Origin of the sequence: Mucilaginibacter sp. SG538B, assembly GCF_013376065.1 — a bacterium.
In the GTDB taxonomy this organism is placed as follows: Bacteria; Bacteroidota; Bacteroidia; order Sphingobacteriales; family Sphingobacteriaceae; genus Mucilaginibacter; species Mucilaginibacter rubeus.
Genome location: NZ_JABMJI010000001.1, coordinates 1,025,085 through 1,046,829 on the forward strand (window position 1 = coordinate 1,025,085; position 21,745 = coordinate 1,046,829).

The 21,745-nt window shown below is 39.4% G+C and carries 33 protein-coding genes; 19 read left to right on the forward strand and 14 right to left on the reverse strand.

Features of this window, described 5'->3' with window-relative positions; translation table 11 throughout:
* Window positions 1-10: 10 nt before the first annotated feature.
* The 5 genes from FHW88_RS03980 to FHW88_RS04000 form a co-directional block, all read right to left on the reverse strand.
* Window positions 11-451 (reverse strand): hypothetical protein, encoded by a 441-nt coding sequence (locus tag FHW88_RS03980; RefSeq protein ID WP_090523726.1) that lies wholly within the window; start codon window positions 449-451, stop codon window positions 11-13.
* Window positions 452-520: 69 nt separating this feature from the next.
* A complete protein-coding gene (locus FHW88_RS03985) occupies window positions 521-697 on the reverse strand; it encodes a hypothetical protein (RefSeq protein ID WP_176623314.1) in 177 nt (58 codons plus the stop codon).
* Window positions 664-1,383: a hypothetical protein gene (locus tag FHW88_RS03990; protein ID WP_176623316.1), complete on the reverse strand. Its 720-nt coding sequence runs from the start codon at window positions 1,381-1,383 to the stop codon at window positions 664-666. Before FHW88_RS03990 ends, FHW88_RS03985 begins: the two co-directional genes overlap by 34 nt.
* A gap of 46 nt (window positions 1,384-1,429) precedes the next feature.
* Window positions 1,430-2,689, reverse strand: coding sequence for a PBSX family phage terminase large subunit (locus tag FHW88_RS03995; protein WP_176623318.1), 1,260 nt, complete (start codon window positions 2,687-2,689; stop codon window positions 1,430-1,432).
* A 50-nt stretch (window positions 2,690-2,739) separates the two neighbouring features.
* Window positions 2,740-3,207 (reverse strand): terminase small subunit, encoded by a 468-nt coding sequence (locus FHW88_RS04000; RefSeq protein WP_176623320.1) that lies wholly within the window; start codon window positions 3,205-3,207, stop codon window positions 2,740-2,742.
* Window positions 3,208-3,381: 174 nt separating this feature from the next.
* Between FHW88_RS04000 and FHW88_RS04005 the strand changes: the two genes are divergently transcribed.
* The 5 genes from FHW88_RS04005 (at window position 3,382) to FHW88_RS04025 (ending at window position 7,076) form a co-directional block, all read left to right on the forward strand.
* Window positions 3,382-3,885 carry an antitoxin Xre/MbcA/ParS toxin-binding domain-containing protein gene (locus tag FHW88_RS04005; RefSeq protein ID WP_176623322.1) on the forward strand — a complete coding sequence of 168 codons (504 nt, stop codon included), beginning with the start codon at window positions 3,382-3,384 and terminating at the stop codon, window positions 3,883-3,885.
* A 91-nt stretch (window positions 3,886-3,976) separates the two neighbouring features.
* Window positions 3,977-4,441, forward strand: coding sequence for an RES family NAD+ phosphorylase (locus FHW88_RS04010; protein ID WP_167516197.1), 465 nt, complete (start codon window positions 3,977-3,979; stop codon window positions 4,439-4,441).
* Between the two features lie 83 nt (window positions 4,442-4,524).
* Entirely contained in the window at window positions 4,525-5,769 is a 1,245-nt protein-coding gene (locus FHW88_RS04015) for a hypothetical protein (protein WP_176623324.1), read from the forward strand.
* A 274-nt stretch (window positions 5,770-6,043) separates the two neighbouring features.
* The gene (locus tag FHW88_RS04020; RefSeq protein ID WP_090523746.1) at window positions 6,044-6,640 is read left to right on the forward strand and encodes a hypothetical protein; all 597 of its coding nucleotides are present in this window, start codon (window positions 6,044-6,046) and stop codon (window positions 6,638-6,640) included.
* A gap of 145 nt (window positions 6,641-6,785) precedes the next feature.
* Complete coding sequence (locus tag FHW88_RS04025) at window positions 6,786-7,076, forward strand: RNA recognition motif domain-containing protein (RefSeq protein WP_090523751.1); 291 nt, start codon at window positions 6,786-6,788, stop codon at window positions 7,074-7,076.
* Between the two features lie 282 nt (window positions 7,077-7,358).
* Here the strand turns inward: FHW88_RS04025 and FHW88_RS04030 are convergent, their stop codons facing one another.
* The 4 genes from FHW88_RS04030 to FHW88_RS04045 all read right to left on the reverse strand — a co-directional run bounded on the left by FHW88_RS04030 (window position 7,359) and on the right by FHW88_RS04045 (window position 9,345).
* Window positions 7,359-7,706: a hypothetical protein gene (locus FHW88_RS04030; RefSeq protein ID WP_090523753.1), complete on the reverse strand. Its 348-nt coding sequence runs from the start codon at window positions 7,704-7,706 to the stop codon at window positions 7,359-7,361.
* Between the two features lie 217 nt (window positions 7,707-7,923).
* On the reverse strand, window positions 7,924-8,436 hold the full coding sequence (locus FHW88_RS04035; RefSeq protein WP_090523755.1) for a GNAT family N-acetyltransferase: 513 nt from the start codon (window positions 8,434-8,436) through the stop codon (window positions 7,924-7,926).
* 1 nt (window position 8,437) lies between these two features.
* Window positions 8,438-8,638 (reverse strand): hypothetical protein, encoded by a 201-nt coding sequence (locus FHW88_RS04040; RefSeq protein ID WP_090523758.1) that lies wholly within the window; start codon window positions 8,636-8,638, stop codon window positions 8,438-8,440.
* A gap of 5 nt (window positions 8,639-8,643) precedes the next feature.
* Window positions 8,644-9,345, reverse strand: coding sequence for a helix-turn-helix transcriptional regulator (locus FHW88_RS04045; RefSeq protein ID WP_090523761.1), 702 nt, complete (start codon window positions 9,343-9,345; stop codon window positions 8,644-8,646).
* 204 nt (window positions 9,346-9,549) lie between these two features.
* Between FHW88_RS04045 and FHW88_RS04050 the strand changes: the two genes are divergently transcribed.
* Both FHW88_RS04050 and FHW88_RS04055 read left to right on the forward strand, forming a co-directional pair.
* A complete protein-coding gene (locus FHW88_RS04050; RefSeq protein ID WP_176623326.1) occupies window positions 9,550-9,744 on the forward strand; it encodes a hypothetical protein in 195 nt (64 codons plus the stop codon).
* A gap of 67 nt (window positions 9,745-9,811) precedes the next feature.
* Window positions 9,812-10,228, forward strand: coding sequence for a hypothetical protein (locus FHW88_RS04055; RefSeq protein ID WP_090523766.1), 417 nt, complete (start codon window positions 9,812-9,814; stop codon window positions 10,226-10,228).
* Between the two features lie 165 nt (window positions 10,229-10,393).
* Here the strand turns inward: FHW88_RS04055 and FHW88_RS04060 are convergent, their stop codons facing one another.
* Window positions 10,394-10,627 carry an alpha/beta fold hydrolase gene (locus FHW88_RS04060; protein ID WP_176623328.1) on the reverse strand — a complete coding sequence of 78 codons (234 nt, stop codon included), beginning with the start codon at window positions 10,625-10,627 and terminating at the stop codon, window positions 10,394-10,396.
* A 140-nt stretch (window positions 10,628-10,767) separates the two neighbouring features.
* Window positions 10,768-11,100, reverse strand: coding sequence for a hypothetical protein (locus FHW88_RS04065; protein WP_090523771.1), 333 nt, complete (start codon window positions 11,098-11,100; stop codon window positions 10,768-10,770).
* Window positions 11,101-11,297: 197 nt separating this feature from the next.
* On the opposite strand from FHW88_RS04065, the gene FHW88_RS04070 reads away from it, so the two are divergent.
* Both FHW88_RS04070 and FHW88_RS04075 read left to right on the forward strand, forming a co-directional pair.
* Window positions 11,298-11,633, forward strand: coding sequence for a hypothetical protein (locus FHW88_RS04070; protein ID WP_176623330.1), 336 nt, complete (start codon window positions 11,298-11,300; stop codon window positions 11,631-11,633).
* Window positions 11,634-11,804: 171 nt separating this feature from the next.
* Complete coding sequence (locus FHW88_RS04075) at window positions 11,805-12,167, forward strand: helix-turn-helix transcriptional regulator (RefSeq protein ID WP_176623332.1); 363 nt, start codon at window positions 11,805-11,807, stop codon at window positions 12,165-12,167.
* Window positions 12,168-12,275: 108 nt separating this feature from the next.
* Here the strand turns inward: FHW88_RS04075 and FHW88_RS04080 are convergent, their stop codons facing one another.
* Together FHW88_RS04080 and FHW88_RS04085 are read right to left on the reverse strand one after the other, a co-directional pair.
* Window positions 12,276-14,510 (reverse strand): tetratricopeptide repeat protein, encoded by a 2,235-nt coding sequence (locus FHW88_RS04080; RefSeq protein ID WP_176623334.1) that lies wholly within the window; start codon window positions 14,508-14,510, stop codon window positions 12,276-12,278.
* Between the two features lie 204 nt (window positions 14,511-14,714).
* Window positions 14,715-14,936, reverse strand: a complete 222-nt coding sequence (locus FHW88_RS04085; protein WP_139159906.1) for a hypothetical protein — start codon at window positions 14,934-14,936, stop codon at window positions 14,715-14,717.
* A gap of 312 nt (window positions 14,937-15,248) precedes the next feature.
* On the opposite strand from FHW88_RS04085, the gene FHW88_RS04090 reads away from it, so the two are divergent.
* The 8 genes from FHW88_RS04090 to FHW88_RS04125 all read left to right on the forward strand — a co-directional run bounded on the left by FHW88_RS04090 (window position 15,249) and on the right by FHW88_RS04125 (window position 19,173).
* Window positions 15,249-15,839 carry a TetR/AcrR family transcriptional regulator gene (locus FHW88_RS04090; RefSeq protein WP_176623336.1) on the forward strand — a complete coding sequence of 197 codons (591 nt, stop codon included), beginning with the start codon at window positions 15,249-15,251 and terminating at the stop codon, window positions 15,837-15,839.
* 4 nt (window positions 15,840-15,843) lie between these two features.
* Window positions 15,844-16,227 carry a VOC family protein gene (locus tag FHW88_RS04095; RefSeq protein ID WP_218117126.1) on the forward strand — a complete coding sequence of 128 codons (384 nt, stop codon included), beginning with the start codon at window positions 15,844-15,846 and terminating at the stop codon, window positions 16,225-16,227.
* 39 nt (window positions 16,228-16,266) lie between these two features.
* Window positions 16,267-16,548: a YciI family protein gene (locus FHW88_RS04100; RefSeq protein WP_176623338.1), complete on the forward strand. Its 282-nt coding sequence runs from the start codon at window positions 16,267-16,269 to the stop codon at window positions 16,546-16,548.
* Window positions 16,549-16,654: 106 nt separating this feature from the next.
* Entirely contained in the window at window positions 16,655-16,870 is a 216-nt protein-coding gene (locus tag FHW88_RS04105; protein WP_176623361.1) for a hypothetical protein, read from the forward strand.
* 129 nt (window positions 16,871-16,999) lie between these two features.
* Window positions 17,000-17,215: a hypothetical protein gene (locus tag FHW88_RS04110; RefSeq protein WP_090523794.1), complete on the forward strand. Its 216-nt coding sequence runs from the start codon at window positions 17,000-17,002 to the stop codon at window positions 17,213-17,215.
* Window positions 17,216-17,454: 239 nt separating this feature from the next.
* Window positions 17,455-18,150 carry an outer membrane beta-barrel protein gene (locus FHW88_RS04115; protein WP_255485266.1) on the forward strand — a complete coding sequence of 232 codons (696 nt, stop codon included), beginning with the start codon at window positions 17,455-17,457 and terminating at the stop codon, window positions 18,148-18,150.
* An 85-nt stretch (window positions 18,151-18,235) separates the two neighbouring features.
* Complete coding sequence (locus FHW88_RS04120; protein ID WP_090523799.1) at window positions 18,236-18,607, forward strand: DMT family protein; 372 nt, start codon at window positions 18,236-18,238, stop codon at window positions 18,605-18,607.
* A gap of 167 nt (window positions 18,608-18,774) precedes the next feature.
* Window positions 18,775-19,173: a GNAT family N-acetyltransferase gene (locus FHW88_RS04125; RefSeq protein ID WP_176623364.1), complete on the forward strand. Its 399-nt coding sequence runs from the start codon at window positions 18,775-18,777 to the stop codon at window positions 19,171-19,173.
* A 48-nt stretch (window positions 19,174-19,221) separates the two neighbouring features.
* On the opposite strand, the gene FHW88_RS04130 is transcribed toward FHW88_RS04125, so the two are convergent.
* The gene (locus FHW88_RS04130) at window positions 19,222-20,043 is read right to left on the reverse strand and encodes an N-acetylmuramoyl-L-alanine amidase (protein WP_175489882.1); all 822 of its coding nucleotides are present in this window, start codon (window positions 20,041-20,043) and stop codon (window positions 19,222-19,224) included.
* A 223-nt stretch (window positions 20,044-20,266) separates the two neighbouring features.
* On the opposite strand from FHW88_RS04130, the gene FHW88_RS04135 reads away from it, so the two are divergent.
* The gene (locus FHW88_RS04135; RefSeq protein WP_217633090.1) at window positions 20,267-21,088 is read left to right on the forward strand and encodes an alpha/beta fold hydrolase; all 822 of its coding nucleotides are present in this window, start codon (window positions 20,267-20,269) and stop codon (window positions 21,086-21,088) included.
* Between the two features lie 419 nt (window positions 21,089-21,507).
* On the forward strand, window positions 21,508-21,672 hold the full coding sequence (locus tag FHW88_RS04140) for a YdeI/OmpD-associated family protein (RefSeq protein ID WP_176623366.1): 165 nt from the start codon (window positions 21,508-21,510) through the stop codon (window positions 21,670-21,672).
* The last annotated feature ends 73 nt before the right edge of the window (window positions 21,673-21,745 follow it).

Here is a 21,745-nt window from a genome sequence, read left to right on the forward strand (position 1 = left end):
GAATGAGGGTTTAAAAAGCATCAAAATACATGGCCGATAACGCTATGGTTAAACCAATACCGGTGGTGTTAACATCAAACTTGTTATAAACCGGCACACATTTGGCTTTTTGCCCTGCTTTGACCCTGAAGTACCGGCCTTCGCCTTCCCTGTATTTTGAGGCTTTTACCACAAATTGGTTAGCCATTTGCAGTGCCTGCGATATATAGGTTTCATTTTCGGCCGTGAACTGTCCAAAATCTGTTTTGAACAGAAACTCCATATAAACGGTGAACGTATTATCAACCGAGCCATTAACCTGCGGACTTACCTCAATAGGCTGAAGGGGGTAAAGAAATACGCAGGGAAAGCTGATATCATCTGCAAGGGTATTCAGTTCGGCCTGGGTGCCATAGGCAAAAGCCAGGTTGCCATTAAGTGTTTGTACAATAGCTTCTATTTGGTTACGCATAATAATTCAGGCCCCGATCCCTGGGTTGGGGTGGTTTGGTATTTAATAGCCTTGCAGGGATAAGGCGCTTTAAGTTGTAGTTTGAGATAGCTCGCTATATCGTTTTTGATATTCAGCTTCAGTTTTGTTAAGCAGCAGTTTGGTAAGCAAGCGCTCATATGGCATACTCATGATCAAGTCCCATTTGGTAATATCGCCGCCTGCTAATGAGTTTACAGTGTTGATGTATTTGAATTTTTCGAACAACTGGATTCCTGCCCTTTTTTCCAATACGGTAGGAACCGATGCCAAAAGCTTATTCTCGGCATCGATAAGCTGGGATAACAGGTAAAAAAATGCTTTGAGATGGGCAGTGCCTCCGTTACCCGTAGCTTTTTAACTTCATCAATAAAGTTTTCGACTTCATATTCGTTATATTTTTTACCCGTAGCCCTGCAATAAAAGTATTGTGCCAATACCTGGCAGCAGGCGTTTAATGATGGGTTAAAATGTTCCTGCCAATCATCTTCGCCATGGGTTTTTATATGGGTATTTATTTCTTCGGCTATGATATCGCGGGCTGCCATAAAAGCGCCAGCAGGCTCAACCGAAAGGTTTTGCATTACTTTTACCTTTGTTTTTTGGAATGGTGCCCCGCTGTCCCCAGATAGCATAAAAATTACCTCTTTGGGGATCTCGTTACTGTTGTACAGGTGTTTAATCTGGTAGGATAAAGAAAGCACGGCATCGCCAAACTGGTGCAGATCATCATAGTTTTTGATGTTATGAAGCTCAATAACCGGGATGCCCGAAAGTATGCTGATGGCCTCCAAATCTGTTATATCGGGCCGGGCTTGCAAATCCATTAGTTGGCCCAGGGTTACTTCATTTAATTGCGTTGGTATCCGGACCCGCAACTTGCCCTGGGGTGTTTTTAATATTTGTTCTGTCATATCTATTTAAGCCTGTATCGGTTTTGTGGTTTTTGATTATGGATGTTTAGGTCAGCCCGTATAACGCCCCTGCCTGTTGAATACTTTGCCTGTGCGGCAGGCGTGATTGAAGTTTTCCGGTGCCGTTTATTTTTAATTTATTAAGGGCGATATATCTTAAGGGATCTATCAAATGATTCCATGAGTCAACCGGTTCATTGATGGTTTTGCCTGTTACATTTACGCGCCATTTATAACGGTTAAGCTCGTTGCGCAGGTTTGTACTATTGCGGGTTATATTTATTTTGTAGCGTTTAAGGATATCAATAGAGTTTTTAACACTATCGGCACCTTTTTTTGCAGCTGTAACACGCCACCCCAGGCGTTTTAATTCTTCTATTGATTTGGGTTCTGCACTATCTGCAATAATTTCGCAGTTAAAACCTACACCGGCCTCTTTTAATTTTGAGGAAATATCTGTGTTGGTGAGGCCTGTTTTGTAGAGTAACTCGTTTACCCACAATTCGCCGTTTTGCTGGTATACTTCAATGCATCCGGTTTCATCATTGGTAAAACCAAAATCTAAGCCCAGGGCTATCAAACGGGCATCGGCCGGGATAGATTCGCAGATATACCAGTTGTCAAATATAAGCCCGGTTATTTTGCCGGTTAAACCACGGGCGTATACTTTCCATAGTTCAATATCAACAGTTTTTAACGCTTCTATTTTATCACGTACTTCCTGACCTAAAAACGGGTTATGCCGATGGTCGGACACTATAAGTTGTACCCCCGGTTTACCAATTAAGTGCTCATGTACCCAAAAGCCGGTATTGGGGTTATAGTCAATAAAAATGCGCTTTTTGGTACGCAGGGCCAATTCTGTATATACGTCCCATGTAAGGCCATTGGCTTCGTTGATAAACAGGTAGTCGCGCTTTCCGGATTTTGCGTCCTGTCCGTTGTCGTAGCTTTTAAACTCAATAATACTACTGTTAAAAAATTCGAAGATCCGGTCGCTTTTATTATAGCTTTTAATTTTTGCCTGTAATACCGGCGAAGAGCTGTATATATTTAGAGCATCGCGCAGGGCGCCTGCTTTAAGGTTAGGGATATCCTGTCCAACTATGGTGATCACCTGTTTGGGGTTTTCGCAGGCAAGGCAAAACAGCGCCTGCTCAATGGCAAATGTTTTACCGCTGCTGGTGCCTCCCTGGTTAATTACCACATGCGCGGTTGAAAGATAATTTTGTTGGAATAGGACAGAGCAGTGAAAACCTTCCGGTTCTTTAAATGGAATGTCGGTGATTATTTCTTCATCGGTCATTGTTGCTGATTTTTAAATCTGATACCTGAACTTGCAAACGGGTACCGGGGTTATAGTTTTACCTCTTTTTCGCTGCCGGCAGGGGGCGGTCCGGAGTTAAAGATCTCCACTTTTAAAGGATTCCCTGCTTCTGTATTTGGTGATGGGTCATGTTTTTCGTTCCACCCCATGTTTTTTAGCGCGAACATTGCCCCGGTTGCGTTTTGGTGCAGATGGGCTTCATAACAAGCTTCTACGCGTAAAACGCCTTGTTTAACTGCCTGTGAAAACGGGCCGTGCTGTACATATGTATAAAACTCCTGCCGGCTGCTAAAGCCAAGGGCAAGGGCCAGCCCTGATAGCGTTGCGGGTTCGGGTTCACGGTCCCAAACCTTTTGTTCAATAGTTTCTGCATTGTCTTTACTGTTTTTTACCGGTTTTTGTTCAATATGATATTTCCCCTTTATATAGGCGAAGTATTTGTCGATAAGCCGCTCAACCTGGGCGGCGTTATTAAAGGAAGATATATTGGGTTTCATTATGTTTTAAATGCCGATTGGCATAAAAGAATAATCAAATATCGGAAATATTTTTTACAATTGCTAATTTTATTGGTAATTTTTTATTTGAAACAAATAAAGGTGAGTGAGCATATGGTGGATGAATAAAATGTAAATATTTTCTTTTTTAATAGAAAATATTTACATTTGTATATGAGCAAAGCAATTAAACGTAATACAGCTATTGAAGGCAGGCAAGGGCAGGCTGCATCCCGCCCTTATGTATTTACCGATGCGCCTATGCAGGTTTTTAATGATCTGCTGATGCCTTATGAAACCTATTTTAAATCGCCTTTGGCCAAGCTTGGGGCTATAAAACAAGGGTTGCGTTCAAATTCCATCACTGATTTATTAAAGGTAACCGGTGCTACTCAAAGTGATATTGCCAAATGGCTGCATATAACCGAGCCTACTTTGCGTAAGCATTTGCAAAGCACACATGAGTTAAACCAGGGGCTTAGTGAGCACATTATTCAACTGTTTGAGCTTTTTGATAAAGGCCTGGATACCTTTGGCACCCTTGACGAGTTTAAAGGCTGGCTAAAACATTATAATCCGGGCATTGATGCTATCCCTTTTGATTTACTTGATACCATAACAGGCATTAGTATTGTAATAAGCCAGCTTATCCGTATTGATTACGGTGTGCTTGCCTAAAATATTATTGAATTAATGATTTAGTGAATGATTGCATTTTTTTCGCAAATTTATGATCACTAAATAGGTTATTAATCTTTCCATCTATCTTTTGAACGTTTACCGGATAAGTCAAACCAAATATGCCCATGACCGCAAAGGCTCAGGAATTGACGGCCGATGGAATTCATTGGGGCAATATATGATCTATACAGGCGGTTCGCTGGCTCTTTCATGCCTTGAAAAACTGGCGCATTCGCCTGGTACTGCTTTATATGCAGGTGATTTTTCGGTTATTATATTTCAGATACCAGATAACCTGCCTGTTTTTGAAATCACTGTAAACAAACTCCAAAAACTTAATGCCAATTGGCACAAGGTAATTAACTACCCGGTTACTCAATTGCTTGGCGATACCTGGCTTCGTAAAATGGAAACGGCCGTATTAAAAGTACCATCGGCAATTATTGATCTGGAATATAATTACCTGCTTAATCCGGCCCATCCCGATTATAATAAAATAACTATCAGCAGTGTAAACAAGTTCACTTTTGATCCGCGGCTTAAAGCACAATAAAATCTTGTACAAACAAATAACTTAAATAATTATTTTATAATTGCACGGATAAACCTTTACTTTTCCTGCATCGAATAATTATAATGGGTATTAATAAAACAAGCATTTTAATTTTTGCAGGCTTGCTCATAAGTATCGGAGTACACGCCCAGGATAAAAGATACATCCCGATAGGGCATACTAAATATAAAGATACAGTACTGGTTACCCATCCCGACACTACCTTTGAAAAGGATATTTTTGACGTTATCGGATCCATTTTTCATGAAAGCAAGAAACCCGGCAAGGTTGATTCTGTAACTTCAAAACCAGTAATATCAATCATCCCGGCTATAGGATATACTTTACAAACAGGTTTGGCCGGTACCATATCCGGCAATGTGATTTTCAGGTTAGCTCCCAATACCCGGATCTCTACTATAACGGTAAACCCTGCTTATACCCAAAACAAGCAGGTGATCGTTCCAATCCAATCAAACATATGGTCGAAAAATAACAAGTACGATTTTATTGGCGATTTTAGGTTTTACAAATATCCGCAAAGCAGTTTTGGTTTAGGCAGTAATTCTGACAGGGATAATGAAAATCCCCTGGTTTACAGTTTTTTTCGTTTCCATGAAACTGTTTTGCGCAATATAACCGGAAATTTTTACGCCGGTTTGGGGTATATTTTTGATGACAGGTGGAATATGTACGAGAAAGGGCAGTTAAACGGAAAAACGTCCGACTATGAAAGGTACGGCCCTGTTAGCCGCGCTATATCAACCGGGATAACGTTTAGCGGGCTCTATGACAGTCGCGATAACCCGATCAATGCGTCGCGCGGATTTTACACCTCGTTACAGTACCGGGATAATTATACTTTTTTAGGTAGTACAACTGCCTGGCGCTCTTTAATTGTTGATGTGCGCAAATACTTCAGGTTTCCGGAAAGCTCGGATAACGTGCTGGCCTTTTGGTCATATAATTGGCTGGTAATTAATGGACGGCCGGCATATCTCGATCTGCCCGCTACGGGGCACGACCCAGGCTTTACTACCGGGCGCGGATACATACAGGGCAGGTTTAGAGGGGCGCAAATGGTTTACCTTGAAAGCGAATACCGGTTTAAAATAACCCGTAATGGTTTACTTGGAGGGGTAGCTTTTGTAAACGGCGAGTCGTTTTCGGCGGCACCGGGTACGGCTTTGCAAACTGTGCAACCCGGTTTTGGGGCCGGTTTAAGGGTTAAACTAAATAAGGTATCCAAAACAAACATAGCCATTGATTATGGTTTCGGGCGCGAAGGGTCAAAAGGCTTGTTTATTAATGTGGGCGAAGTGTTTTAATTGGTCGATATTGATTTGATTAACAGCATGTTGCCTGTAATTTGTATTTTAATTTTTACATTTTGGATGGTGAAAATCCCTGAAAATAGGCCGTAGCTTGTCTGTTTTTTGCATTTTTATTAAAAGTGCATTACCGCGCGTAAACCGGCAACTTTAGCATGACTATTGACGTATATTCATATAAAAGTTAAAAAAAGTTAAAAAATTAATTCGTTTAACCATATTTAATGAAATTTGTAATTATTTATTGCTATGTTTATTTGCCAATAAGCCTATGATACGTACCAGTTTTACTAAATGGTTTGTTTTACTAAGTTTATCCATCTCGGTGGCTTTAACTTCCTGCCAAAAAGACGAGGAGGTGAAAGATATCAGCGCGGTTAAAACATCAGGCAGTAAGGACAGCGTATCGTCAGTAAACATTATCAATACTCCGGGTAATTTTCTTGCAGGCAAAGGTACTTTAAAAGTTACCATCGAAGATTCAACTTACACTTTCGATGCCAGCCAGGATTCAATCGCATTCATAAACGTGCATAATGGCGATAACAAATACTTTGGCATCACAGCGATCAATAAAGCGCATAACATGAGTTTTGGCATCAGCTCGTTAGGATTGGCTTCTGTGAAAACCAGCAGCGACGTAGCCGGAAGTCAGTTTTTGTTTAAGGTTGATGAAAAAAAACCTTTGCTTCAATATACCCTGACCAAATATGCCGGACAACAGGATTTTGGTAAGATTGATATAGATCAGTATAATCACGAAAATATGATTGCTAAAGGTACTTTCTTTACCTTTTTAGCTAAAGACGATAAGTCTGACTCTCCCTTTTACCGCGTTGAGGGAAGCTTCGAGCTACAACTCAAATAAAATCCGGTTCTGTTTTTAACATTGGTTTGGAAATTTTACTCAGTAATATGAAGGTAAAAAAGCCATTACCTAATCATCATTAGTGCCGGGCGAGGCAGGAATCCGGCTCTTTTTTTGTACCTTTACGCAAATTTTAAAAACATTGATGAAAGTATTTATTGCAGGTCTTCCTTTAGAAGTAGATGAGGCCGAATTAACAGCTGTTTTTGGTGATTTTGGGCCGGTTAAATCGCTCAGGATCATTAAAGATCGCGAAACAAAAGAGAGTAAGGGTTTTGGTTTTGTGGAGATGGTTAACGAGGATGAAGCGAAAGAAGCGATACGTTGCATGAATGGAGCAAGTTATTATGGCCGCAGGATCACGGTTAACGTAGCCGAAGATAAAGGTCCTGGCTTTAACGGCGGTGGCCAAAAAGGTGGCTTCAGACGTAATTAATACCAACTAAAACATTATTCTTCTTTTTTAAAAATATTAGCCGGCTTAGTCCGGCTTTTTTGTTTTTGGTGATGTCGGATTTTATAATTTAAATTAATTTGTTGCTTTCCAAACAACAGCCCTGAAATTGATCTGTTTACGTGCGCAATTTAATGGGTACGTGCTGCCGGCCGGGACTTATTATTACGTGGTTGATCTTAAAGATGGTAAGAAACCGCAGTCGGGGTATGTAACACTTTTAAAGTGATATATGCGAGCCGGCGCAATTAAGTAACTTATTGTTTATGATGCTTGTGCCAGTGAATTGTTAACATCGAGGTTACTAAGTAAGTTGTCAAGCTTGAGGTTAAATTCTTTCAATTTGATATCGCCTTTTTCAAAAGCCCCTGTTAAGCGTGTTAACTCCTGTTCAATACTTGTTACAATGGTATTGTTGGTATTGGCAGCATTCTTTTGCAAATCTTCAATTACTTCTATTTTATGTTCTGCAGCTTTAAGCAGGTATAGCTGTTGCACATCGGCGGTTATATGACTACTATCGCCAGCTTTTGTGTTTTGCCGTTTGTTAAATTCAACTAAAATTATGGCAGCAATAATAGCCGCGATTACCAGTATCATGATAGGTTCCATCTTCTTCTCTTTTATTACAACTTTATCACTCCGGCAGAGGCCTGCGGTTTATAATTACTATAAATATAATTGAATAAAGAATAAACTAAAAAGCTATTGTTGATAAAATGCCCATTTGTGAATAACTATTGAGAAATGGTTGTAAGTTTTGTGTAAATATGTGAAGCTTTAAATAGATGGAAACAGGTTAGCCATGCCGGATAGCTGTTGTAATTTGTTATTGTTTGCTATTGAGCCGCTTTTCGTAGCACAAAAAACTTAAACCCGGCCTTATATCCAGGCTAATTTCGCCGGCCAAAACATAGCCCAGCTTTGGGAATAGCTTTTGCGTTGCCATGTTCGCAGTATTGGTGTCAATTCGTAATGTATTTATTCCTCGCTGTATAGCTTCATGTTCGGCCTGCTTGAGAAGTGCTGTGGCGACGCCCCGGCCCTGGTAGTTAATGTTTACAGCAAGCCGATGCGTAACTATAGCAGCTTCACCGATATCAAGCCCGGCCTGCGCATATTCTGCATCCTGATCGGTAGTTAGGGCAGCCACACCCGCAATTGCTCCTGTAACTTCGGCCACCCAAAGTTGGTTAAGGTTAATGTCATCTGTAAATACTTGTTTATTGGGATAGTCGTCATTCCATTGAAAATTACCTGCTGCTTTCATGCCAGGTATTACTTCAGCTACAAAAGCTAATATCTGGGGTATATCATTGAGGGTAGCCAGCCGGATTGTCATTTTATCTGTCAAATAAATTGTAATTAAAAATAGGGAAGTGTTTAAGATATGATAGCTTGCCTTTTGTAATAATGATCAGCTTATTTCGCCGTAGGGTTTTTATACGGTTTTCGGTATTCATTTTATAAGTATGATAACTGGTCACCGGGCAGGTAATAATGGCGGTAGAATTTGTTTTTCTTTTAACAAATTCTACCGCCATGCGGGTTAATGGTTATGCTTTTTGTGGATATCTTTAACAAGGCAAAGTTTTTTGATGTCGGCTACTTTTATAATAAATGGGGCATATTTAAGCCGGTTGCCAACCATCTCGGTTGTATTATCTGAATGTGCAATTACTTCATCAGGGCTATCCCCTGCAAGCAGGCGTTTATACATGCGGTAATCTCCCCACTCAATGTAATAAACCTCGCCGGGTAGGATCTTTTTGTCATGAATTATTTTTAGTGCAACCCAGCAGCCGTTTTCAAGGTATGGATACATGCTGTGCCCCCAAACCGGAAGTGCGAAATCGCAGTCCTCAATGCCCGGGAAATTCATATGACCAACAGGCTGTGAATCATTAATGTCGTTATATACTTCTACGCCTGAAGCGGTTGCAGAAATTTCATACATAGGTATGCCCTCACTGTGTTTGGATACAGGCTTTGATTCAGGAAAATTCTGTGTTTTATCTCCTGCTATGTAGTCTTTGTATTTTTCTTTGAAAATACGGAGTTTTTCTGGATCTATGTTCTGTCGGCTCTTTATTATTTCAGTGATCGAGCTTGGTGAATTAAAGCCTAACGCTTCAGCTAATTGAGCATTTCCGTTAAAAGCTTTTCCCTTAAGCTGATTATAAAGTATGATGAACTCCAATGTTTCGGGCCGTACAATCTTTATTTTGTTTGGTTTTATCTCGTTTTCCATGGATGAATAATTTAAAGATTTTTCTTGATTATAATAAAGATTATTCTGTATATTTGTTTCGTTGATAATTGCTAATGTAAGTCAAATTATTCACAAATCAAAATGTTCGGTTCGTTTTATAAAGAGTATTCTTTTAGTTAAATACAATGTTCTGTAATTTAAAATCAAGAAATAATATCAATAAATAATCAATATCATACTACCATGCATATAGCATTTTCGGCCTTGCGGCAATTGACAGGAGTTAATAACAATCAAGATAGTCGGGATACTTTGAATGAACATGAGGCTTTGCAGCGCTTTGAGGGTTACAAAACTGCATGTGAAAAATATAGAGATGAAATTGCTGCTATCCAAAAGTATATGCCGGGATGGATGCCCGCTTTTAAACGGTCATAACCTGGTTGCAGGTATTACGGTCTAAAATGCTCAATTAAAATAATACGAAATCAATACACTAATTATCATGATAAAAATTTCTCAAAAACTTAAAAGCCAGCTTTGGTGGCTTATTATATCGGTTGATTATGATTACAGCCGGATAACTATTGCCGAACACGATATTACCGATGAAGTGCTTACTTTGTGGCTGGAAGATAAACAGGATTTTAAAAACTCAATTGATGAATGCCTTCAGGTAGATATCCGGATCCGTGACCTTGCCCGGATCATTAAAGCCGAAAATCTGAATAGTTACGAGGGTACCAAATTACACCCAACCAAAAACTTTGCCTACAAGGCCCGCATCGAAATTAACACCCCCTTGCAATGGTATAAAGAGGATGCCTCGTCACCCGAACAGCAATGGACCCGCGAAGCTGTATTGAAAGCTTTGCTTACACAACTTGTAGAAGAAGGTGCAGCAAGCGATTATACTTATTAAATTAGCTGTAAAATATGCTATTTGGCATTTCTTACATAATTGACCGTGTTGTTAAAATTGCTTTAAATACTGTTTCATAGGCTTGAAATCATTCACCGTCCATGAGTTACGGTTTTACCTGATTGGGCGTAACCAGGCAAATCAATCGTAATAACCAGGCATTTATTACCAAAGGATTTTACGTGATTTGTTAAAGTAGCTTTTGTTAATGCGCCATCCATGTACAAAAAGTAATGTAGTATCACCTTTACCCGTATCTGTGTAAGCAATGTTAACGCCATGGTTGCTGATTTTTACGGCAGACTTATCAATAGCGTTTTTGTTTTGCGGGTGCTGGGTGCAGACATACCACAATCCAATTGAGGTTGCCAGTGAAAACAATGCGGGTAATTTTTTCATACAGACAGATAATTATATGCAGCAGTTTCGCTATATAAATATCCGTTTATGAGTAGGTTGCGGCCAAATGTTTAACTTATTTTAACAAAGTAATTATTGTATGCCTAAAGGAGGCCCGGTATGCAGGCTTCTACACTATTTTACTTAACCAGCTGTTGTTCTTTTTCAATATGCTCAACAAGCTCCAAATCTTCGCTAACAGCTTCGGCTTCAGGACTTGCATAGTTTAGCTTGCGGAAACGCCACTGGGCAAAAGCAGGTTCCTGGAAGCGGTTTATCAGTTTAAAAAATTTAGGGAAATTGTGTACTTCTTCCAACAACAGGCCGGTTACAATACCATTGTTATCAAGTATTTCGCGTATGGTGTATTCCTTATCTTTGGTGATCCAAATCTCAAAGTCCTGCCGTATTTCAGCCATCTTTTCAGGATCTATTTTGTCGTTTATACAAATTACCTTATCGCCCGGTTTCATAATGATCGCAATTTTATGTATCCCTTTTGTTAAGGGATTATGAATGTAAAGGTCGGCTTTTTATGCGTATTTTAAAATTTGTGCAGAAGGATTTTTGTCGTTGAGAAATATTTGAAAAAAGTTTTTAATATTATGCAACCTTATTTTATTGACTTCGTATTAAAATGTATAATGAATGTTTAATATCAGTGCTTTATATGGATTATTTTTATTTGTTTATGATAGCGGGGCTCGGACTGGTATTTGTTATTTTACAGTTTGATAAGCAACAACGCAGCAGGGTTAATTTATTGCTGAAAAACGCGAATGATGTGCAGCCGTTACTGATGAAACGATGCATGGATCAAAAAATAAGTAAAATTAATGCCGGGCTCAGTGCTGATACCTGTCATATGAATATTCGTAACGATGCGAAGCAAAAAATAGGGACAAACCTGCAACAGATAGCAGATGAGTACCATGCGGGAAAGATCAGTTTGCCGGTTTATAATGATAAGCTTGGCGAGCTGCTTGAAAATTTAGGAAATAAATAATTTATGGTTTAACCTGAGTTTATTTTATTGTCATATATAGTTTTTGTTGGTTAGTTTTACTTTAAGGTCATTTGCTGTTGGGGCATTTGACCTTTTTTGTTTTGGGTGCTTATTCAATAAAGTAATTATATATTGCATGGATAAACAAAATGATTATTATTGCAGTCACTTATGTCTGACGAAGCGATTATAAAACGGTTAAAGGTAGTTGTAAAAGAGCACGGCGGCCAGCTGGGGCTTGCCGGGGCCATTGGTGTTGATCAGGGTTTCATTAGCAAGGTGATCAACAAAAAGCAGGATATTAGCTATTATCTTATCCGGAAGCTCTGTTTTCAGCTTAAATACTCGCCCGAATGGCTTATTCTTGGTACGGGCGAAAAAATGATCAACAAACCCGAATCGGCCAAGCTTATTACCGAAATACAAATGATGCGTACCGAGGTTGATATTTTACAGGCCCGTATGCGCGCCTACGAAATGGAATTGAAAGAGATGCGCGCGCAATTACATATAGAAGATAAGAAGGCGGTATAGTCGCTCCAAATCCGCGTAAATGTAAAAGCCCCTTTCGGGGCTTGGTTGTTATTTATAGATCAGTTAATAGTTACTTATTATACGAGTATTGTAAATGAAAAGTTATTGTTATTTGCAATATTTTATAATAAAATCAGATGCTTCTTTTACGCCCGTACTTAAAGCTTTATTCATATCGGCGCAGCCGCCCGTTCTATCATCAAGGGCTATTTTTGCAAGCCCCCTTTGTAGATAAGCACGGCCATTTTTCGCGTCAAGGCTTATAGCGGTATTACAGTCTAAAATTGCTCCGTTCAGATCTTTTAAATTTATTTTGGCGGCAGCCCTGTCAATATATAGATCAGGATTGTTAGGGGCAAGTTTAAATACGGCGGCAAAATCTTCTTTCACTCCCTGGGCATCCCCAAGATTACTTTTAGCAATACCGCTATGCGAGTAAGCTTTTACATTTGTATCGTTCATATAAATGGCATTATGATAATCATCGGCAGCGCCGGTATAATCCTTCATAGCCATTTTAGTATCGCCCCTGATTAAAAAGGTTTCGTCGTTTGAGTAAATTGACACGGCACGGTCGAGATCAGCGAGGGCGCCTTTATAGTTTTTAAGTTTGGCTTTTACAAAACCCCGCGCTTGCCATACTAAAGCCGTTGAATCTGATAATGAGTCAATTTTTAGTGCGTTGTTCAAATCGGCTATGGCGCCGTTGTTGTCTTCAGCGTCTGCTTTGGCCAGGCCCCGCTTCAACAATAGCGTTATATTTTTAGGGGCTTTTAGTACACCGGTATTATAATCGGCCATGGCCCCTTTGGCATCGCCGGTGGCGGCTTTTGCTTCACCCCGATAAAGGTAAAAATCAGCATTTGCAGGGTTAAGTGCTATAGCCTTGTTAAATATTTGTACGCCATTGTTAGTGTATTTATAAAAATTATTGATTTTACCCAATCGTGAATAACCATTTTGTTGTTGTGGGGCAATACTGATCAGTTTTTCGAGGTCATTTACAGCCGCGGCATAATCGCCCAGTTTGCTTTTTTCAATGGCCCGGTTTAAAAAGGCGTAAGTATAAACCGGGTTTATAGCAATGGCCTTGGTATAGTCGTTAATAGCAGCTAAGGGAACCCCCAAATCGCGATAAGCATCGCCGCGCGACAGGTAAGCTTCATCACTTTTACCGTTCAGGCCGATTGCTTTTGTTAAATCGGCAATCACTCCCGCGGTATCTTTCATGGCCATTTTAGCTTTGCTCAAGGTTACGTAAGCACTTATGCTGTTGGGGTTTATTTTAATTGCCGAATCGGCATCAGCTCTGGCGCCTTCGTAATTGCCTAATGCCAGCTTTGAAAATGAACGACTTTGGTATGCATCGCCGTTTTTGTGGTCAAGGGCAATGGCTTTGTTAAAATCTTCCAACGCGGCATTATTATCTTTTTTGTCGCTTTTAATAATTCCACGATAAAGGTACAGATTTGCATTCCGGGGAAATTGAGCAATTGCCTTGTTGAAATAATCAAGAGCGCCATTTGAATCGCCCAGGCTGCTTTGGGCATTGGCCATGTAAAGCAAAAGGTTTTTAAGGTTGGGGTTGATAGCGGCCGCTTTTTTATAATCATCAACCGCGCCTTTAAAATCATTTAGTTTTGCCCTGGTATTTGCCCGATAGAAGTATGCTTCAGCGTTATCGGGATTAAGCGATAGTGTTTTGGTATAATCAGCAATAGCGCCATTATAATCGTTTATGCTGGCCTTGCTGCCTGCCATGTATTGATAGATTTCGGCGTTGTTAGGGCTTAGTTTAACAGCCATGTTATAATCAGCAATGGCCCCGGTAAAATCGTTATTATTGTTTTTGGCCAGGCCCCGGTACTTGTAAAGATCGGAGTTGTTTGGTGTAAATTGAAGTGCCGTGGTAAAATCGGCAATAGCGCCGGTATAATCGCTCATGTTACTTTTAGCATTGCCTCTGTAGTGGAACATGTCTGGAGTTTTTGGTCCCAGCGCTATCGCGCGGTCAAAATCAATAATGGCCGCCTGATAGTCTTGCATGGCAGCCTCTGCATTGGCTTTATACAGGTAGGCGTTGGTCAAATCGGCTTTCAGGGCAATGGCCTGAGCATAATCATTAATAGCTGCTTTATAGTTTTTGAGGTTGCCATATGCATTGGCCCTGTAATAAAAAACGTCCGCGTTTTTGTTGTTTAATTCTATAGCACGTGTAAAATCTTGTATGGCATCTTTGTAATTCCCTACATTGGCTTTTGAGTTTCCCTCCTGAATATACTTACTTGCTGTTTGGGCAAGTGAACATAGCGGCAAAAAAAGCAGAAATAGAATTTTTTTCATGAACACGGCAGCGGTTTATCAAATATCAATAAAAAACTGTTATTGACTATGGCAAAACTTATACCATCATGAAATATCTAAAACTAATAAGAAAGGAGCGGGGGGCAATGGGCATTGGGGGTAAAATTGGGGCGTAAAAGCCCCAATTTTAAAGAGTTTAATTACAACCGGACAGGAATATTCCTTTATTTTTTAATCAATGGATCAGGAAAAAGAAGCTTCGTTCGTTCTGTCCTGATTCCGTTTTTTTCCATATGCTATTGCGGCTGTACAAAGCGCAATGCACACCAATAATGCTACCTCAATTACAATGTGAATTACCGGAACCTTGCCAGGGAAGTTTGACAACAAAATACCTGCATCCGGAACCAACAGACCAACAAGCGGGAAGCAAAAGAACATTCTTAATATTATTAATTTTTCCATAATTATTAACATTTAGTATGACAATGCTAAGGTACGTATTATTTCTTTGTAATTTAAATAAAATTGCATTCATTTAATTGAAACCTTCAAAACCAGCCAGGTAACTATTTTGAAGGCATCTTTATAAAATGCCTCTTTAATTTTTAGTAATTATTAATTAAGTGATGATAGAACATTGCATTCCCGGTTATTGTTTTAACGTTCGTGTTTTTTATGGATTTTTTTTAGGATGATACAAGTTTTTAGCCTATATCCGAAAGGAATAAAAATAAATTTTTAAATAAGCGAACGCTCACTTATCTTTGTGTTGAAATGAGGCCACGTGACGAACATAAAGAATACCAAATACGCCAAAAGGCGATAGAATTGATAGTGGCTGAAGGTCTTGACGGTTTTGGCGTGAATAAGCTTGCGCGGTCGGCAGGAGTGTCACCAGCTACCATCTATATCTATTATAAGGATAAAGAAGAATTAATAAGCAGTATTTGCGTTGGTGTAGCCGAAAAGATGATGACTTTTAGTCTTCAAAATTTTTCGCCTGATATGGATTTTGCAGATGGGCTGAGGGTACAATGGCGCAACCGTCTCGAGTATTTCATGCAATGTCCGTTAGATATGGAGTTTATTGAAATTATGCGCTATACACATTTTTATGAAAAAGTAACCGCTATGCTTACCGTTAATTTTGGCCAGGTACTGGGCGCATTTATGCGTAATGCAGAAGAAAAGCAGCAACTGATACCATTGCCTTTTGAGGTTTATTGGGCGGTAGCATATGCGCCTCTTTATCAGCTTATCAAATTTCATAACCAGGGCAACAGCTATGTGAACAGCAGTTTTAAATTGGATGATAAACTGATGGAACAAGCACTGGGGTTGGTTTTAAAAGCATTAAAGTCCTAATAATATGTCAGCAACAACTATTAAACTTAATCATGTTAATTTGCCGGTGACCGATGTTGCCGCCTGCTCCGAATTTTTTGAGCAATATTTTAACTTTAAATGTTCCGGTGTAAAAGGTAATAATATGCTGGCCGTAATGGAAGGCAAGGATGGTTTTATCCTGGTGCTTATGGCTGATACCTTTAACCGGAATGGCAATAACAGTTACCCCGATGCTTTTCATATCGGTTTTTTGGTTGACAGCCATGAACAGGTTGCCGAAGTTTATGACCGGCTGGTAAAAGGGGGAGTAGCTGTAACGCAAGCTCCTGCGCCTTTGCGTGGTGGCTATGGGTTTTATTTTAATGCTCCGGGTAATATATTAACAGAGGTTACTTGTTTAGCTTAATCAGTTTAATAATTAAGTATTAAATAAAATAGTCAACTTATGGTACATGCATCAGCCTATAAAGACCCGCATCACGTGATGCTTTTTTTTGAAGAGATTGGCAGCCTTGCGGATAACGAACAATGTTTAGTTGATAGAAATGGTTATTACGCTGACCTTAAAAGCAATGGCAAAGTTGTTATAAGCGGTAGTTTCTGGAACCAGGATAAAAATTTTGTAATTGTTTCTGTGTCAGACGATAATGAGCTTGTTCAGATCATTGAAAACGATCCTGCAATAAAACAAAATGTACTTGAATTGGTAAAAGCAATGCCTTTTTAACCCTTTTTTAGGGTGAAAATACGTAGTGTAAAATGGGTTAAAATACGGGGTGCGTGGTGCTTGTATATCCGTATACTGCACAATATTTTTGTGTAAACGGATGCCCATGGAGCCTTTTGAACTAAGAGTTAATAAGCGGACTTATAAAATTATACCTTCGGTTGTTAATGAAACTACCTTCAGTGTATTAAACTACTCGGCTTTTTACACCATAACCCGGTTAACAAAAGGTTACTGGGAAATTATTGAGCATCGTTTTGAAGATCATCTGATCCCGCTGCAGGAAATAGGCCGCTCAATTGAGGAATATTATAAACTCTGATGCCGTTTAAATCTATAAAAGCTTAAATTAACCATATCGAAAATATTTATTGCTTTTTAATAAATATTATTTTTTTTATTGCTTTCTAAAGTGTTAAATTAGACGTATTAACTGATACCTTAAAATATTATGGAAAAATTAGCAATTTTAAGAATGTTTGCCGGCTTTCCATTGTTCGGCTTATTACTGCCTGATATTTCTACTTTTATAGTTGGCCGTTTTCAAGATATTTCGCCGTTTCATATATACATTGAATGCTTTTTATTTCTTTTTATAATTGCTTGTACATTGGGCATAGCCTATATCCGGAAACTTGGCGACAGGCCTGGTTCGCAGTTGCAATAATAAATTACGGGCCTCGGCCGGTTACCCGTAGTTTTTAACATTAATCATTATAAACCAAATATATTGTTTAGTACCCTTAAAGCCCTGTTGCCCGGTTTATTTAGGTCGGGCTTTTTTGTGGCTTTACATGTTATGAAATTAATTTACTGTTCGGGGTTAACTTTTTTTTTTATTTTTACGGGTAAATGAACCCTAAACACCATTATCTAACTTCTACCCGTAAGGCGCACTTACTCCTCATGAAAAAATCAGCTGTCTGTTTTAAGATATTTTTAATAGTTATACTGTTTTGTTGTTTTAATGCTGCTATGGCCCAGCATCATTCAAGCCGGGCATTAACATATGGTGGGGGAGGCAGCGGCGCTGTTAATTTTAGCGATGGCTGGGGCATAGCCGCAGGTACAGGTGTCGATATTCCGCAAGGTAACTTTAATTATACCTTTAAACCTGCCATTAATTTTAATGCCAGCGTTTACAGGTTCTTAGGCCCTTTTACAGCAAATCTGAGCGTAGGGTACATGAACTTTAAGCCCGATGAATATTTAATTTCAGAAGAAGTTGAAGGTACCGGCTCAACTGCAAATACGTATTATGCGGATATGCCCGTAATTGCCGCGTATGGCGGTGCTGCTTATAATATTGATATAGCCGATAACTTCAGGGTATATGGCGGCGTGAACTTAGGGGTATATTTTACTGATTTTGCTGTGGGGTATGAAATTGATGGCGTAGATCCATTTGTTTATGATAAATGGTCGCATTCATTATATTATGCTCCTAAGGTAGGGGTAATATTTCCGATAACTCCTAAATTAGGGATCAGCATCGAATCAAAATACAATTTCTTTTCCCAGAAACTAACTTTGGGTGATGTTTCGGGAAAACAAAACTGGAACTCGCTTTCGCTTGGTGCCGAACTGGTTTTTAAATTTTAAATTGTTATAAATAATAGCATAACAATTTACAGCCCCTGGTGTTATCAATCTCAATTTATTGATATTTGCACAAAAAATTGTATTGATGAAAGGCTTGCGTACTGTTACATTTCTGTTTATATCCAACACCTTTATGACATTTGCGTGGTATGGGCACCTTAAGTTTAAGGAGTATGATTGGGGCAAAAACCTAAGCTTAATAGCCATTATACTTATAAGCTGGGGATTGGCGTTTTTTGAATACCTGTTCCAGGTACCTGCTAACGAAGGAGGCTTTAAGGAAAACGGCGGCCCCTTTACCCTGGTTGAATTAAAAACCATTCAGGAAGCCATTACACTTACGGTGTTTATGATATTCACAACCCTGCTTTTCAAAAATGAAAAACTGGGCTGGAACCATTTGGTAGGCTTCGGGCTAATTGTGCTGGCGGTATTTGTTATTTTTAAAAAATGGTAATTAACTAACACTTAGGTAAAGCGGTCTGAATGATACGCTGTAAAACTTACTGCCCGCTTCCCGTTTTCATATTTGCTGGACTACCTGCTTTCTTAATCCTGGCTTATTGGGATAATGCGGATGCTGTTTACATTTGATTAAAAGCTTGTAAACAACTCAATAACAATATGGAAATAACTTATAAAACCGGTACAATACCATCCGCCCGGCAAGTGATAGAACTTTATGATACAGCCGGGCTGAAACGCCCAACGAATGACGAGCAGCGGATTGCCAGGATGTACCAAAACTCAAACCTTGTGGTAAGCGCCTGGGATGGTGATAAACTGGTAGGCATATCTCGAGCGCTGACCGATTTTTGTTACAGCTGCTATCTTTCAGACCTGGCAGTTACTAAAGCTTATCAAAAAGAAGGGATAGGCAAAAAGCTGATTGAACTAACTAAGGAAGCCATTGGCGATGAAACTATGCTTTTACTGCTTTCGGCCACAACCGCTATGGAATATTACCCTAAAGTAGGTATGGAAACTGTTCATAACGGCTTTATCATCCATAGGGTAAAATAAAATAAGGGCAGCAGGGATATAAATGTTGCCTCCTGCCTTCATTTATTTTTAGTTACCCTCCAAATTATTACGGTATTGCTTTAGCGCTGTTAGGATTGATCGTACAATTTCGTTTTGTCCGCTGGCCGAGTTCAGGTATGCTTCATCAGATGGATTATTGATAAACCCGGTTTCAACCAATACGGCGGGCATACCGCTTTGTGCTAATACCAAAACACCCTGCTCCTTTACACCCAAACTATGCCTTCCATTGGTTTTGCGGAACTGGTTATCAACCAAATCGCCAAACTGGATGCTTTGCTTGCGGTATTTTTGCTGAAACGCGTTAAGTACAATAGTATTTACCGCAGCGTCATCGCCATAGCCATTATATTTTTCTTTGTAATCCTTCTCTATAAATATCGAAGCATTTTCGCGCAAGGCTTCACGCTGCTCCTGGCTGCGGTGAAAGCCGTATACAAGCAACAATGTTCCTCTCGATGATCCTTTTCGCTGGGGGGATGAATTACAATGAATGGAAATGAACAGGTTGCCGTGATTGTCGTTAGCGATATCGGTACGTTTGTGCAACTCAATAAAAACATCGGTACTGCGGGTCATTACTACTTTAATGCCGCTCATTTCATCATTTATGGCATCCCTTAACTTTTTGGCGATACTTAATGAAACGTTTTTTTCCTTTGAATAAGCCCCGTGCGATCCTGGGTCTTTTCCTCCGTGCCCGGCATCGATAATAACTGTTTTAAATTTGAAACGATTGGGGCTTGCTGTTGCAGACTGTTGCCCGAAACACCTGGCGGCGAAAAGCACGCATAGCAAAGAAAAAAGCGAAATAAATATTTTATATTTTTTAGGAAAGGAAGCAGGCATGAACATATATGTATACAGGTTTATAAACATTCATTCTATAACAAATAATTATAGGTATGATATTGTTTTAACCGTATGGTTTAAAAAGCGCATTTGTTAAAGTGCGCAAATATAATACATGTTTGATTTACAGCACTATCTAAAAAATAATAGCCTGGGTCCGTAACAGAAGTTTAAACTTTGCATTATGTATGTATATTTAATGACTTAAACAGGTGTGATCATGATGTTAAAAAAGTTGTTGTTAATTGTATTGGTATGTCAGGCATTTTTGGCCTGCAGCCAGCAAAAAGGTATTGTTTATGGCGATAATGCCGCTGCCGGTAAGTATTATGATGTTAGGGGGATAAAACTTTATGCCGAAGTTTATGGTAAAGGCAAACCCCTGCTGATGATACATGGCAACAGTAGCAGCATCAATGCCTTTAAAAAAAATATACCCTATTTTGCAAAGAAGTACAAAGTAATAGCTGTTGACAGCCGTGCACATGGCAAGTCCACCGATCCGCGCGATTCACTTACTTTTGAAATGATGGCCGATGATTTTGCTGCTTTGCTCGATTTAATGCATATCGATTCGGCTTATGTGATAGGATGGAGTGACGGTGGCATTAACGCGCTGGTGATGGCTATGCGCCATCCCAACAAAGTAATAAAACTGGCCTCGACCGGTGCCAACCTCTGGCCCGATTCTACAGCGCTGATCCCTTCCTTATGGAAGGATATGGAAAAGGAATATGCCAGCAAAAAGGATTATCATTTTATCACTGCCAAAGAAAAGAACGACAGGAAGGTGTTTCTGCTTGATTATAAAGAACCCAATATTAAACTATCGGCATTGAAAACTATTAAATGCCCGTCGCTTATTATTGCCGGCGACCATGACCTTATCGTAACAACACACACCGTTCAGATAGCCGAGAATATTCCGAACGCTTATTTATGGATCCTGCCCAATTCGGGTCATGGCACATTGGTCGAACATACCGATGAGTTTAATAAAAAAGTGGATGAGTTTTTTGAGCAACCGTTTCACCGGCGTTAAAGGAATATAAAAAGAGGGGTAATTGGTTATAAAGCCTTTAAAAAAAAGATAGCCCGGTTATTAGGCCGGGCTATCTCACATAATTACTTTATTTTAGTAAAATCTCAATTATTGTTAGGTAACAATTTTATTTGCCTTAGGTTTTATAAAATTTGCGTTACATAGGCTTTTGGTGCAAAAATACTATAATAATTACGGCCTGCTGCCGTTTTCACAATAACTCAACCGTAAGCTAACCTGCAGCTTTTACTGTTTAAGTAAAGTAATATGGAATCAAAAAACCAAAGGCTGCTTATCGACACGCTCTTAGCTATCTCATTTCTTTTAATAGTTTTACTTGCCGTAATTATGGTTTTTCAGCCCGGTGTTTATGCCAATTAATATTATCTTTATCGGCAAGTAAACCCAGATGAAAAACCGTGCTTAAACCCGGCGAACATATTGAAGGTATACCTGCCGAACTGCAGGCCCTGCTTGGCAACGATGCTGAAGCCCATGTATTTTTTGCAAGCCTGTCCAAATCATACAAACAAGGTTATTGTGATTGGGTAGGTTCGGCTAAACAGGAGGCTCCCGTAAAGTAAGGGCCGATAAGGCATTGAGCATGCTCCGTAACAAACAAAAAACCTTAAAAACCCAAGTATAAATCTCCCCGGA